The 14,613-nt window shown below is 35.8% G+C and carries 10 protein-coding genes and 1 pseudogene; 6 read left to right on the forward strand and 5 right to left on the reverse strand.

The window, feature by feature from the left end; translation table 11 throughout:
- Positions 1–45 precede the first annotated feature (45 nt).
- Entirely contained in the window at positions 46–4,203 is a 4,158-nt protein-coding gene (locus SUCMO_RS0102840) for a DUF445 family protein (RefSeq protein ID WP_019878944.1), read from the forward strand.
- A 162-nt stretch (positions 4,204–4,365) separates the two neighbouring features.
- Here SUCMO_RS0102840 and SUCMO_RS10240 read toward each other — a convergent pair whose 3' ends face one another.
- The 3 genes from SUCMO_RS10240 to SUCMO_RS0102855 all read right to left on the reverse strand — a co-directional run bounded on the left by SUCMO_RS10240 (position 4,366) and on the right by SUCMO_RS0102855 (position 7,467).
- Positions 4,366–5,883, reverse strand: a complete 1,518-nt coding sequence (locus SUCMO_RS10240) for a tripartite tricarboxylate transporter permease (RefSeq protein ID WP_019878945.1) — start codon at positions 5,881–5,883, stop codon at positions 4,366–4,368.
- Between the two features lie 32 nt (positions 5,884–5,915).
- Positions 5,916–6,383 (reverse strand): tripartite tricarboxylate transporter TctB family protein, encoded by a 468-nt coding sequence (locus SUCMO_RS0102850; protein WP_019878947.1) that lies wholly within the window; start codon positions 6,381–6,383, stop codon positions 5,916–5,918.
- Positions 6,384–6,489: 106 nt separating this feature from the next.
- On the reverse strand, positions 6,490–7,467 hold the full coding sequence (locus SUCMO_RS0102855; protein ID WP_019878949.1) for a tripartite tricarboxylate transporter substrate binding protein: 978 nt from the start codon (positions 7,465–7,467) through the stop codon (positions 6,490–6,492).
- 684 nt (positions 7,468–8,151) lie between these two features.
- Between SUCMO_RS0102855 and SUCMO_RS0102860 the strand changes: the two genes are divergently transcribed.
- On the forward strand, positions 8,152–9,117 hold the full coding sequence (locus tag SUCMO_RS0102860) for an L-lactate dehydrogenase (RefSeq protein ID WP_019878950.1): 966 nt from the start codon (positions 8,152–8,154) through the stop codon (positions 9,115–9,117).
- Positions 9,118–9,267: 150 nt separating this feature from the next.
- Here the strand turns inward: SUCMO_RS0102860 and SUCMO_RS0102865 are convergent, their stop codons facing one another.
- Positions 9,268–10,152 (reverse strand): amidohydrolase family protein, encoded by an 885-nt coding sequence (locus tag SUCMO_RS0102865; RefSeq protein ID WP_019878951.1) that lies wholly within the window; start codon positions 10,150–10,152, stop codon positions 9,268–9,270.
- A gap of 657 nt (positions 10,153–10,809) precedes the next feature.
- Between SUCMO_RS0102865 and SUCMO_RS11620 the strand changes: the two genes are divergently transcribed.
- Both SUCMO_RS11620 and SUCMO_RS11510 read left to right on the forward strand, forming a co-directional pair.
- The gene (locus SUCMO_RS11620) at positions 10,810–10,944 is read left to right on the forward strand and encodes a hypothetical protein (RefSeq protein WP_281166576.1); all 135 of its coding nucleotides are present in this window, start codon (positions 10,810–10,812) and stop codon (positions 10,942–10,944) included.
- Positions 10,945–11,028: 84 nt separating this feature from the next.
- Positions 11,029–11,559, forward strand: a pseudogene (locus SUCMO_RS11510) (methyl-accepting chemotaxis protein); the annotation flags it as partial.
- 36 nt (positions 11,560–11,595) lie between these two features.
- On the opposite strand, the gene SUCMO_RS0102875 reads toward SUCMO_RS11510, so the two are convergent.
- On the reverse strand, positions 11,596–12,966 hold the full coding sequence (locus SUCMO_RS0102875) for a GDSL-type esterase/lipase family protein (protein ID WP_019878953.1): 1,371 nt from the start codon (positions 12,964–12,966) through the stop codon (positions 11,596–11,598).
- 415 nt (positions 12,967–13,381) lie between these two features.
- On the opposite strand from SUCMO_RS0102875, the gene SUCMO_RS0102880 reads away from it, so the two are divergent.
- A complete protein-coding gene (locus SUCMO_RS0102880; protein WP_019878955.1) occupies positions 13,382–13,675 on the forward strand; it encodes a hypothetical protein in 294 nt (97 codons plus the stop codon).
- The gene (locus SUCMO_RS0102885) at positions 13,641–14,591 is read left to right on the forward strand and encodes a hypothetical protein (RefSeq protein WP_019878957.1); all 951 of its coding nucleotides are present in this window, start codon (positions 13,641–13,643) and stop codon (positions 14,589–14,591) included. The genes SUCMO_RS0102880 and SUCMO_RS0102885 overlap by 35 nt, the downstream gene beginning before the upstream one ends.
- Positions 14,592–14,613 lie beyond the last annotated feature (22 nt).

The following is a 14,613-nucleotide window of genomic DNA, read 5'->3' on the forward strand; positions in this document are numbered from 1 at the left end:
GCTTGGCAAAGTTGCAGAGCTAAACAAAGGATTAAGAGGCGGATAATGGAATTAAATAAATTAATGCTACCGCTATTAAGTGGGGCAGTAACTGGTTATATTACTAATAATTATGCTGTTAAAATGCTGTTTAAGAAATATGGACCTTTCGGGGGGATGATTTTATCCACACGACAGGAATTTACGACACAAATAAGTGAGTTAGTTGAACGGGATATTATCAATAAACAGACGCTAGAAAACGAATTAGAACGATATGAATTTCGTAAAAGTTTTTATAATTTAATTAATGGGGTGCTTAAAAAACACATATATATAAATACTCCTAATATTAAATTTAAAGAAATACCAGAATTTGAATTCGCAAGAGAAAATGTTCAAAAATTTTGTGGTTTACAATTGAGTAATGTGGCACGGGATTTGGCACAGGCGCTTTTAGAAAAAATAGCGGTAGAAGAATTAATAGGTGAACAGCAACAGGAATTTTTAATAGGGCAACTTCAAGAAATATTAGTTAAAGAATTGCAGGATGATAATGTTTTAGCGACGCTTATTCAAGGTTGTTACCTGGAACATCAGGATAAAATGCTGCAAGAATTTATTGAACCAGAATTTTTTACAAGGCTTGCAGGCAATTTACAAACTTTAACTAGCGATTTTCACGAAAAACTTCAAAAAGAATTAGCTAGTGAAATTACGCAGTCTATTGCTGAAATTTACAAAAACTTAGATGGTAAACAATTACTTGATAATTTTTTGAGGTCCATTGAAGATAAAAGTTTGCAGGGTATTTTAGGGGCAACAAGTTGTGACCAAATAGCGGAAAACTTGCAAGCGGAAATTAATAAAAAATGGAATACCACAGTTGGCGAAAATCTTAGCTTAGAATTAAGTCGGCAATTGTTATTAGCCTTGCAAGAGATAGAACGACCAATTCTAAGTATTTTTACGACTGATGTTCAAGAAAAAATAACAGCATATTTGCAAGCGAATTTGCCGATAATAATTGAAGAAATAATTAAGTGGTTAAAGTGTAATAATGTGGAGTTAGAAAATTTACTAAACCAGTCTATAGACGAAGTTTTAACGAGTTCAAGCGGAGACTTTTTGAATTGGCGCAGTAAAATAAAAAAAATTTTGAAGGAAAATTTCACTGAAAATTTAGCTAAACGCTATGATATGCTGGAATATTTAGTGAAGTATATCAGAGAAAACACAGATTATAAAACTTTAAGCCAGAAATTAAGCCAAGAATTGTTAGAATATATCTCGAAAAAAAATATCAGTCAAGTTATTAAAGATTTACAGACTTACAAGATATTACAAGGAGAACAAATTAGCAGTTTAGTACAAAAAACTATTGGACAATATTTAGTAACAGGAGAAAAAACGTTGTTCTCTAGTTTGTTTGGCAAAAAAATAGGCGCGATAGTGCCGCTAGATTTAAGTATTGCTAGCGAAAAATATTTGAGTCAAGCCTTGGTTAAGTATGTACAAGAGGCCTATTTATTTACACCAAAATCAACTGAATTTTTGCAGAAGCAAATCGCAACTAGATTTAGCCAGTTGCCACAAACAAAAATTAAACAGGTTGCTAAGGAAGAAATCATAGTGAAGTGGGGCGAATTGGCACAAAAGGAGTTGTTGCGCAAAAACTCTCGCTATCAATTGCAAGTAAAGAAAAAATTAAATAAGCTGGCAAAGCAAGAATTTGAGGCTGCAAAGTTAATAAATTTGCTACCAACAAGTCGATTAGCAGATGCTAGAAGTAGATTTGAAGAATGGCTCATAATTTTTTTGAACCGAGAATTAGACAAACTACAAGAATATGATTTAAAAAATCTTTATGATAAACTAAACAATCACAAGGATAATGTAAAAAATTTTACAGGGTTTGCACTTGATATAAGTAAAAAAAATCTGCAAGAGATTTTAGCTGGAAAAATAAAAATCGCAGTAGCCAATAATTTAAGTAAAATGTCAGATAGCGCAATCCAAGAATTAGTAGAAAATTTTATGGGCAAAGAACTTAAACCAATAAATTTGTTTGGGGCTATTTTAGGGGCGGCTACAGGTATAGGTACTTTTTTATTGGAACAAAGTTTCTTGATTAAGTTCAACTATGTGGGCACTTTGGTTTATGCAGCTTTAGTTTATGGTTTAGTTGGCTATCTTACGAATATAATTGCGCTGAAAATGATTTTTCAACCATATGTTGAGAAAAAAATTTGGGGGCTAGTGTTGCCATTTACGCCTGGAGTAGTTAGCAAACAAAAACCACGTTTTGCCAAATCGATGGCTGATTTTGTGGGGGGGAATTTGTTGACAGCGACTTCGGTACAAGAACTATTTCAGGCTAACCGAAAGCCCTTGGCAGAAAATATTAAGCGGCATATTGCTGCTGAAAACTACTTAGTTTTAGAAAACATTCTGAAAGAACAAAATGAATTGCTAGCTAGACAAGGTTGGCAACAGTTGTACAAATATGGGCAAGAAAATTATAATTTTTTGTCTAGCAGAGGCCATCAATATTTGGGAAAATGCTATTGGCAAGATTTTAAGTTTTTAAATTTGCCAATTGATTTGGATAGTAAAGTTCGTGGATATTTAGGCAGCAGTGTTAAAGAACTTAGCCGTGAATTTGTTTTACAACGACAAAGCACAGCTAAATTAGGTGATGTAGTCTCACCGCTACTTAAAGTTGCCAGCGTAGAAATGATATGCGATATAGTTGAGGCGGAAATTAAAGATGCTAGTAAACTAGTTGCCGGATTAGTATTAGGACCCAAAATGGAGGCGGAGTGGACGGCGGCATATCATAGACAATTAGAACGGAACTTTGGCGAGTTGCTTGGCGTAGAGCATTGGCAGGAAATAAAAACTATGGTAGTATCTTGGGTATTAAAACAAGCACAGACAGAAAAACTCATAAAATTTTTACCAGTGGACTTGAAAACTAGCATTGACAGCGCACTAAATTCCGCAGCTACAATTGAGGAGTTGTTCTCTGGTGGCTTACTAAATACCTTACAGGAAAATAGTGAGGTTATTTTACAAAATATACTTACTAGCCTACAACTAGAGCTCCAAAGTCAAAATCAACACATAAAACAAACTGTCTATGAAAATTTTAGGCAGTCCAGTGGTGTAGTATTAAAAGGTGCAGATTTAATTTTAGATATTGAAGGTGATATTTATGCGATTATCGATAAATTTCTATATACTAAGTTGCCAGAGTTTGTGCAAAGTAAAGAATACGATCTGCAGCGGATTTTACAAGAATTTCTGTGGAATAAAATTGCAGTAACTCCTATAAAAACGCTAGGGATAGGCTTGGATTGTCAGGGAATTCGTGAACTAGGCTTGGAGTTATTGCATAAGCCCCAAATTCAACAAGGCTTAGAATTATTGATAAATAAATTAATCGATATGGTAATGGAAATACCAGGGGAAAAAATAGTAGCAGGCACAAAACTTTCGGAATTTAAAGGTACATATAATCTGTTGGCACAAGAAAGTGAACAACTAAGGCATGATTTTGTCGCTCAATTAGTTGCTAAAAGAGAAGCTGTAACAGCGGTAATTAACAGCTTAATTAGCAGTATTTTACAAAAAACACTCTGGCAATTTCCAATAAATAAACTTATGCAGGGAATTAGCGAAGAGTTTTTAGAAAAAAATATTGTAGCTGTAGTTGACGCGGTTTGGAAAAGTGAGGTTGTTAAATCTCAATATGAGGAACAGAGTCGAAAAATTGCTAATGTTTTGCAGAATACAGCGTTAGATAAATTTGTGGATTTGAACCTTATGCAAAAGGACTTAGAAAAACTGCTGTTGAAAATTGCTAAGGATGAAAACTTGACTATGCAGGTAGAGAAAATTTTGCAAGACCAAATACTGATATTAGCAGATGCTGTAAATAGTTTAATTCCTAACGCAAGCAAAGATTTTGTGTTAGATATTGTTGTGGATAGTTTATTAGATGGATTAGCAGAGCAGCTGTTAAAGATACTTGAAGCGGTTGACATCCAAGCGGTGACCGAACGGGAAATAAGTGCAATGGAACCTCAGGCAATAGAAGAAATGTTTAACTCTTTTGCGCAACCATATTTTTCTAAAATAGCAACGTATGGTTGGTTAGGTGGAGGTATTGGTGTGTTAGCTAAAATTATAGAAAAAATAGCGCTTCAAATTAAAATTTAATTTAAGCACAGTTGTTATAGTTGGGAGAAATTCAATGAAAAATGGAGTAACTTTAAATTGCCATAGTTTTGTTAGATAAGGCGCTATTTAGCGAATTATTAACAAGCTATGCAAAAAGTTACTCCATTTTAATTTAACGATTTTAACAAAAATTATAACGAATTATAACGAATCTTCATCAGCACTAGGATTTAAGGAAAGGCGTTTAGCAATTTTTCTTTGATTAATAAATGAAATAACCAAGGAAATAACAGCTAAAACCAACAAAGTAACTGCAATTGGCTTTGTGAAAATTATCGAAAATTCACCGCCCGAGATAACTAGGGTACGACGCAGATTACTTTCGGCCATAGGTCCTAAAATTAAGGCTAGGAGAATTGGTGATAACGGGAACCCATAACGCTGCAAGAAATAGCCAATAACTCCAAAACCAATTGTAAAATAAATATCAAAAAAGCTATTGCGCATTGAATAAGAGCCAACTAAAGATAGAATAAGGATCACTGGCAGCAAGATAGTTTTATCAATACTGATAATTCTAGCAAAAAAGCGCACTCCGAGAGCACCGATAATAAACATGGCACAATTAGCAACGAGCATGGCAGCAAAAACTTGATAAACAATATCAATATGATCTTTATAGAGCAGTGGCCCAGGTTGAAGACCATGAATGATAAAGGCTCCAAGCAAAATAGCCGTAACTGAGTCGCCTGGGACACCGAGTGATAATAAGGGAATCATTGCCCCACCGGTACAGCCATTGTTAGATGACTCTGCGGCCGCAACTCCTTCAATCATACCTTTGCCAAATTTCTCAGGGGTTTTAGAGCTGCGTTTAGCTTCACCATAAGAAACAAAGGCGGCAATATCACCACCAGCACCAGGAATGGCCCCGATAAACGAACCAATAATTCCACCTTTGCAGATTGTTGGTAAACAACGTTTAAAGTCGGACATCGTGGGCAAAATTTGCGTTACTTTTTCTTTTATTTTGGGAGCTGAAACTATTTTTTCCGCACCTGCGAATATTTCCGATACAGCAAATAGACCAATTAGAGTTGGGATAAAGGGCGGGCCTTCATAGAGATCCATACGCTCAAAGATAAAACGCGGAAAACCTGATATGGGATCTGAACCGATAGTGCAAAGTAGTAGACCAAATAAGCCAGCCATAATACCTTTGATAACTGATTGACCAGAAATAGAAATAATGATACTTAGACCAAAAATAGCTAAAGCAAAGTATTCCACAGTACTAAACTTTAGGGCAAATGTCGAAACTTGGGGTGATAAAAAAGTCATAATAATACAACCAATAAGACCACCACCAAAAGAGGCTGCAAGGCTCATGCTGAGGGCGCGACTGCCTTGTCCGCGTTGCCCTAGCGGATAACCATCTAGTAAAGTTGCAGCCGCCGCAGGGGTACCTGGAGTACGAACTAAAATTGCAGAAATAGAGCCGCCATACATAGCGCCAGCATAAATTCCGAGGAGCATGCCAATAGAGGCATTCATCTCTAGGCCAAAGGTAAAAGGAACTAAGAGCGCCACACCCATAGTTGCTGTAAGACCAGGTAAGGCGCCTAAAGTAATACCACCTAGAGCCCCTGCGAAAACCATCAGTAAAACACTGGGTTGTAAAATATTGCCGAGGCTTGAAATAAATAAAGCTAAATCCATAGTAACAACACCTTATCCTATAAATTTCTTAACTAAAAAAACATAGCTAATAAGCCACTAGGTAATTGGATTCCTAAAATGGAAGCAAAAGCAAAATAGACACCCATGGCTGTACCTAAAGAAACAAGAACCATGTTCTTGAGATTGCGTAATTTTAAAATATACATGGCAACCAATAAACAAATAATTGTAGCGATGATAAAACCAAGAAAATCCATGACGCTTACATAGACAACTGCTAAGATTAAGAACGCTAAGGCTCTTAAAATTCCCGCATCTTTAAGGTTAAGAGTCTGTACAGCTTCTTCAGGAGTTTTATTAGTAACTGCTTGAACTAGGAGAAACAAAGAGGCAATAGCCAAGGCCCCAGCGATAATGCGAGGGAAAAAATCTGGGCCGATTTTCATAACTACATCTTGAGGAAAACTAGCACTGGCTATCCAAACGTAGGCAGAAAGCAAAAGGCCTATAATTGCCGAGATAATATCAGCCGTTTTCAAATTGATCACAACCTTAAATATAGTTTTAATATAAAATGGGAGCAATCAAAAGAGCTAAAGGCTCACGAGATTGCTCCTACTTTAATGCTCAGATACGAGTACTTAACTATTTTTTCTTTTTAAGACCGATGCTATCCATAGTTTTATCAACCATTTCAGCATTATCGGCTAAGAATTTAGCGAAGTCAGTAGAATTTTTATAGTTTAAAGTTAAGCCCATTTTTTTAGCAGTAGCTACAAACTCAGGATCTTTCATAGCTTTTGAGAAAGCTTCTTCAACTTTAGTTTTTACATTAGCAGGAGTACCTTTAGGTAAAGCGATCCCTCTCCAAGTACCAAATACTACGTCAATACCTTGTTCTTTAAATGTTTTAACTTCTGGGAACAAGCTATCACGTTTATCGTCCATTACCCCAAGAATCCGTAATTTGCCAGCTTTAACTTGAGATTGAACTTCAGCAACTGATACAGAAACTGCTTGAATGTGGTTGCCAACAAGAGCTGTAACCGCAGGAGCACCACCTTCAAACGGTACATGTTTAACTTTGATACCGGTTTTTTGAGCCATAAGACCAGCAGCAATATGCCATACTGAACCAGGCGCAGAGTTACCGATGCTAATTTCATCTGGATGAGCTTTGGCATAAGCAATAAACTCTTCTAGAGTTTTGTATGGTGCATCAGCATTTACTGTTAACGCAGCAGCATCAGTATTAACTAACATTACTGGATCGAAATCTTTGTAAGTAAAAGGTGCAAGACCTTGAGGTGGTAAAGAATTTAATTCAAAAGTGATCATTCCAATGTTATAACCATCTTTTTTGGCATTCATAATAGCAGCATGACCGGTAGAACCACCGCCACCAGTTACATTAGAAACGGTAACAGTTTGACCGAATTCTTTTTCAGAGGCTTTAGCAAGGGCGCGCAAAATAGTATCGGTACCACCACCAGCACCCCAAGGACAGATTACAGTGATTGCTTTAGTCGGATACTTTTCGGTCTCTTTTTTGCCACCGCAACCTGCGGCCAACATTGCGACACACACTAACAATGATGTTAAAATGGCTAGGGTTTTTTTCATAGCAAAACTTCCTTTCATTTATAAAATATAATTGTTATGGTGCTTTATATCCAACAAAGAAGAATAAGTGAAAATAAAACTGGATACAAGTTTCAAAGTTGGATACAATACATCCTACATAATACTATCAAATCAGAACTAGCTTGTAAAGAAAGTAATTTATAAAAAAAACTATATAAATATAAAAATTCAAATAATATTTAGAAGGAAGAAGGTTAAGATAAACAAGAGTTAGATAAGAAGAGTTGAAAAATAATCAGTTTGTAGTATAATGTCTATATGCATAAGAAAAACAGGATTTAGTGCTAAAATTTTAGTATATGGGTTTGAAAAAACTGTATAATTAGTGATATTAAAATTGATTACAATGGTTTGAAGTGTTAGGTTTTGCAAAATTATAGATTGTTTAAATCTCGTTTCAAGATACATTTATTTTAAAGCTTTAAAATTAAGATTGATTAGTATGTAAGTCTTAAGGAAATTTTAATTAAATATAGAAAAATATTAAAGCTTAGCCAGAGGCTTAGGATATGTAAGTTATTGCAACAAGATAGTGGGGTTAGGCTGTAAAGGAGATATTTTTAGAAGTAATAAAAAGACTAGATTGAGTATTTTACTCAAAAAGTCTGTGACTTTTTATTGAATACACAATAAAAGAAAAAGAAAAAGAAGGGAAGTTTAATTATGCGAAAAACAAATAGGAAATTAGTGATTGTAGGTGCTGGACATGTGGGTTCAGCGGTTTTAAATTGTGCTTTGAATTTTGACTTGGCTGATGAAATTGCGATTATTGATATTATCAATAAAAAAGCCCATGGTGAAGCTTTAGACTCTTGCCATGCTTTGCCTTTTCCTTATAACACTAATGTTAATATTCATGAAGGGGTAGAAGAAGATTATAAAGATGCTGATCTCATTATTATTGCGGCAGGGCCTAGTATTGTGCCTGGTGAAAATTTAGATAGATTAACTTTAGCGGCTCGGAATGTAGAAGTAATTAATGATGTAATGAGTAAAATCACTAAACAAACGCGCGAGGCTATTGTAATTATGATTACAAACCCGCTTGATATTACAACCTATTATGCGGCAACAAGCTTTGGTTACCCTAAGGATAGATTATTTGGCACTGGCACAACTTTAGAAACTGCACGTTTAAAACAAATTTTAGCCAGCAAATACCAGATTGATCCTAAAGATGTTCATGGCTATATGTTAGGTGAACATGGTAATTCAGCCTTTCCAGCTTGGAGCTTAACTAATATTGCTGGTATTGGTGCTGAGCAATTAGATGAATTTTTTCAATCAGCTACACCTTTAGATAAAGAAGCTATTGCGCCTGCGGTTGTAAATGTAGCTTATGATGTGTTGATGTCTAAAGGTTGGACTAACTCAGGAATTGCGATGGGAGCGTGCCGCTTGGCTAAAGCTGTATTATGGAATGAGCGTTGCATTATGCCTGTGTCTACGGTTTTAGAAGGGGAGTATGGCTTGTCGAATGTGGCTTTGAGCATTCCGTGTATCATTGGCGCTAATGGAGTAGAACGACGGTTAGAAATGAAATTAACAGAACAAGAAGTAGAAAAATTGCATAATAGTGCTAATTGTATAAGAGCAGTACTAAAGTCTGTGAATCTTATTAAGGAATAAACTAAGACAAAATTTGCAACTTGATTTTTATAAAGAAATAGAGTCAGCTAGGGTGAAATTTCAATGCGATAGGATTTAAACTAATCGAAAAGAAATACACCCTAGCTGGCTCTAGTTTTGTTTGAGAGAATTATTTATTTTGTTCGCTGATTATGGCTTAAGTTTATTGCCGAAAATATTTAAGGCATTTTCATAAAAAACTTGCTGATGGTGTTGAGGCGGAATAAGTTTAGCAATTATTTGCAAATAAGTAGGAATATTAACTAACGGCCAGTCAGAGCCATACATTAATTTATCGTAGTGGCTTAGATATTGAAGCCAAGTTTTTAGATGCCCACAATAGCCGCTGTATTCGCTAAAAAACCAGGCAGGGTCAAAATTACCTTCAGCTAGTCCAGAAAGATCAATATATACATTAGGGTTGTTTTTGGCTACGGCAACAGCATCTACAATCCAAGGGTTACCTACATGCGCTAAGACAAACTTAGTTTGGGGGAATTTTACGGCGACCTCATCAACTGTAAGGGGATGCGAATATTTAAGTAAGCCGGTGCTACGAGCGGTGTCGCCAGTATGAATTACCACGGGCAAATCGTAATGGGCAGCCAAAGCATAAAATTCATCGTAAAGCGGATCGCTTACATAAAAATCATTATAGCCTGGATAAAGTTTAAGGCCGACACAATGCGGGCTACGCAGATGTTGTTCAAAGAGTTCTAAACTAGCATTAAGGTTTTCTGGTCTTAAAGTGCCGCTATCAACACCAGCACAGTAAAAAATTTCAGGAGGTTGGTTGTAATTAGTTAAGCTAAAATCACCAGCTAGATTAATAGTGCGGGGATAGCTTATTGAAGAACTTTCGGGATTAAGATTGTAGGTGCCCATAGCTATGCCTTGGACGATGTTATATTTTTTAAAGATATCAAGTAAATGAGCACTAGAAGCAATATGCCCCGCTGCTTGAGCGCGTATCGCGAAATGCTCTTCTTGAACAAAATGTAAATGCGCATCAATTATTTTATTAGTATTAAGCATAGTTATACCACCTTATGAAGAAAATATAATAATTTTAGATATTAGTTTTTAGGAAATTTAATTTTAAGTTAGCGCCTATTATATCACATTAACAGCAGAGAAGCGAGATATTTAAACAGTACCAGTCTGAAAACAACGAAAGTTGGGAAAATTTACAATTTATAAAAAACGAAAGGAAAATTTGCTTTTTTGTCGAATTATTACAGTAAGTATAGATAAAACGGAAAATCGTAGGGAAGAGTTACTGGGGATAATTGAGCGGAAATCTTTATTCGAGAAAGGGGCGGTGAAAATAAATAGTATCAAAGTGAAAATTACAATTTTAATTACATGCATAATAATTTTAACGGGATCTTTTTTAAGCTATATAATCCATAATTCAAGAACAGAGCAATTTAACTCAGAAAATAAAAGTTACATCGGCAGATGAAATTGGGAGGTTTGCAACTTTAATTAATAAAATGATCGATCATTTTATTAATTAAAGGAATTGCTGAAAATTCGGCTAAAGTAGCGGGGGCATCCGAAGAGTTAACCGCAAGTTCTAGTGAAACAGTAGAAGCTGTTTCAGCTTTAGCCTCGGCAACTGAACAAGTAGAAGATTGTTTACAGAATATCTCAGCTGCAGTTCAAGAAATTACAGCTTCCTCGGAAAGCATGGAAGCAAGCATTGAAAAAATATCTGTTGATGCTACACATGGTAGTGAGGTAGCCAAAGGGGTAGAACGGCAGGCAGTTACGTTACAGAAGAACGCCCAAGAATCTCGCCAATCTGCTGTGGATTTATATTAAGATATCCAACTAAGAATGGGTAGGGCGATTGCGGAAGCAAAAATTGTAGATGAAATATCTAACATGGCAGAAACTATTGCGAATATAGCCGCACAAACCAATCTATTAGCGTTGAATGCAGCAATAGAAGCAGCAAGAGCAGGTGAAGCGGGACGAGGTTTTGCTGTAGTAGCTGAAGAAGTGCACAAATTAGCGGAAGGATCAGCACAGGGCGTAGCTGGAATTCAAAATTCAACTAAAAAAGTTCAGAGCTCAATTGGAGTATTGATGGTAAATAGTAATGATTTATTAACCTTTATTGATAATACTGTAAGACGTGATTATGATGCTTTTGTTGGTGTAGGTGAACAATATAAGCGTGATGCTGATACATTTTTAAATATAACCAATGATATAGGTGAGAAGTTGAAACAAGTAGCATATGAAATGGCGGAAGTGAATAAGGCAATTGCAGCAGTTGCAGCAACAGTGGGTGAGTGTTCTTCCGGTATATCAGAATTAGCAGGTAGCGCCAATGATGTTTCACAGCAATTGGCAGATGTAAATGGCTCTGCTAGCTCTTTAGCAAATACGGCAACGATGCTTAATGGATTAGTTGTGAAGTTTAAAATTTAAATTGAACTTTAGACACAGAGATAAGGATTACAAATTTTATTTAAGCCAAGCATACCAAGGCAAGTTGAGGATTAGTGCCCAGTTTTTGTTTATAGCTTGAGCAATTCGTTTTTTGCCAGCTATATCTAGATGCAAGCCATCTACAGCTAGATGACCTTTAAGATTGCCATTAGAATCCTCCATGTTTGGGCAGATATCTATATAAACTTGTGAACGAATATATTCATTTACTAACCGCCTTTGAAGTTGCCAATCAGAGGCGGTTGTTTCATTAAATATTTTTTCGATGTTTTCAGGATTAATAGGGGGTAAAGTTAAAAATACTGGCAAGATATTGTTATCTAGACATTTTCCTTTTAATATTTTCAAGTCTGCAATTACCTCAGTAGCGGAAGTACCCCCGCGGATACTATTTGTACCCGCTAGAATTAAAAGGTATTTAGGTTTAAATGGCAAGACATCGGTATCAAACCTTTCCACCATAGCCCTGCTAGTGTCACCGCTTCGCCCTAAGTTCATTGTTGGGAAAGTTAGATAGTTTTGATAGCTATATTCCCAATCAGCTGGGGAATAAGATACACTTCCGCCACCATGAGTAATGCTATCACCGTAGGTTGCAACTGAGATATTAGCATCTGGTGTAATTACAAACTTTTCGGCATCTGAATAGACACTTATTGGATTGCCCATATCATCTAAACCGCGTACTCGCCAATAAAATGGTTGATCAGAAAAGCGCGGTTGTTCATCATAACAGTCAAAGCCAGTTGCGGTTAAGACATCAATACGATTAACTGATGGTTCGGTACCGTTAGGGTTTTCGGGAAGAGCAGATAATATCTCAACTTCATATTTGCTAGCACCTGCGATTGGTAGCCACGCATAAACAGGATAGAGAAGTGTGGAACCATTAGCTAGGTTAAAAATAGAAGTAGGCACAGGCTTTTGTAAAATTTCTAATTGACGATCAACACAAACTTTTTCAGGATTTGAAAATAAACTTATTGGGGCACCATCAATATTTAAACCGCGTACCCGCCAATAGAAGCAATCACCAGCAAAATTTTCGCTCAGATCAGCATTAAAACCATTAGTATAGATATAGCGAGTGCTAAAAAAACAGTTGGGGTTAGTTTCGCTCTGACTTTGATTTTTAGCAGAAGTATATAGCAACTCTAGCTCATATGCTACAGCGCCTTCAACTTTTGTCCATTGCAACATTGGTTTAGTGGAAGCCGGTTGTTCGCTGGAAAAATTGGTCAGTGAATTTGGTGCTGCTAAAATAGTTTGTTTTTGGCAACTCGCATAAGTTATGCTTAAAATTGGTGCTTGAAAGCTACTGCTAAACATAATAAAACTAAGGCTGAAAATACTTAGGATAAATATTTTAATTTTTTTTAAATTCATTTTTAACTCCTCAGATAATATTTATTCACATTATAATACACCTTGTAGCTAACATAAAGTCAAGGATTTTTATAAGTTGGCAATAATTTTATAAAAATAAAATACAATTGCTACTTTAAAACTATAAATACACAGATTACAATTGACGAAAATCGGCAAATGTTGTTAAGTTACCCCAATATATAAGCTAGGAACTATTTAGTTTAGCTAGGAGATAGTTGTCTCAAGAAAAAGTTTAAAGGTACAGAAAGCACATTTTTTAAAAGGAAAATTATCAGAAAATTCCTTGTATTGTGTTTGGCGGTATGCTATATTATAACTAAAAAATAAAATTATGTAGCTAATTGTTAGTAGCTTAAAGTTTTATTAATTAAAAGCTATAAGACTGGGAATATGTTGAAGGAAGGTGTGGAAAGTGCGATTTAATTCAACTTACCTAAGGATAATTTTACTAACATTAATTTTGCTAGTAGGCGGACAAGATAAGCTGGTTGGAGCAATGGCGCAACAACGTTCTTTTTGGGGGATGATTGTTAGTGATGCGGCTGGTACTGGAGTAAAAATAACAGCTTTAAGAGATAAATCGCCAGCGGGAAATTGCTTAAAACTAGATGATGTATTATTAGCAATTGAATCAACACCCATAAAATCAGTACAACAATTTGAGTTAGTCTTTGGCGGCAACTGCCTATCTAGCTCAGTTAGATAAAGGCAGTTCGGCCGTCGCTAATAATCAGACTAGTCAAGCGGGAGTAGTTGATGTTAGAGGTGAAGAAAGCTTTTGTACACAAAAGCAGCAAGGGATTCCAGAAATAACGCCTGAAAGACGAGTATATTTGCTTAAACGCCTGCAAGAAACAAAACAAAATCTAGCTAATATAGATGCAGCATTAAAAAAAATTGCGGAACTAAATGCTCAAGATTTAAAAGCTTTGCAGCAATTAGGAGCAGAAATTAATCTTGCATATGATGATTCGGTAGCTAGACTTGCGGAGGTAGCGGTAGACTTGTTACATGATTCTTTATTATGGAAAGATAAAAAAGCCTTTGATAAGACCACGGAATATTACGAAGAATCATTGGCAGAAATTGACAAGAGCCTTAGCTATCGCCTGGGCATGAAAACCACGGCGCTAGAACCTAAGGAATTGCAAAAAGTTGAAGAGCGGATTAAAGTTTTACAAAGCTCTAAGGTGCGTTTACAAGAGTGGTATGAGCGAATCAAATTGCTTTATCAAGAACAGCAATTAAAAAAAGGTAAAGTAATAGTATATACAAAGGATGTTGCCGTAGTAGCCAAACAAGAAAACTTTATGGAAAAAGCAAAAGAAGGATTTTTGGCAACCGTGGGCATTGCTTTAGATTATCCTGGATTAGAGGAAGCCTGGAAAAGTGTTAAAATTTTCAGTAAAGCTAGATTTGATATAGTCAGTGGTACTTGGACTTATGGGCAATATATCGTTGATTATACTATCGATATTTTAGCACAACGCTATGCTTGGGAACCGCTATTAAAACAATTAAATAGCAACATCGAAGCGAATCGTGCGGCTGTTTTGAGTTTGCAACAAAAATTCAAAGAACAACAAAAAGAACTGGAGTGCTTAGAAGCTGTACTACGCTAAGACAATAAAATTTAAGGAGTGG

Origin of the sequence: Succinispira mobilis DSM 6222, from assembly GCF_000384135.1 — a bacterium.
Taxonomy (GTDB): Bacteria; Bacillota; Negativicutes; order Acidaminococcales; family Succinispiraceae; genus Succinispira; species Succinispira mobilis.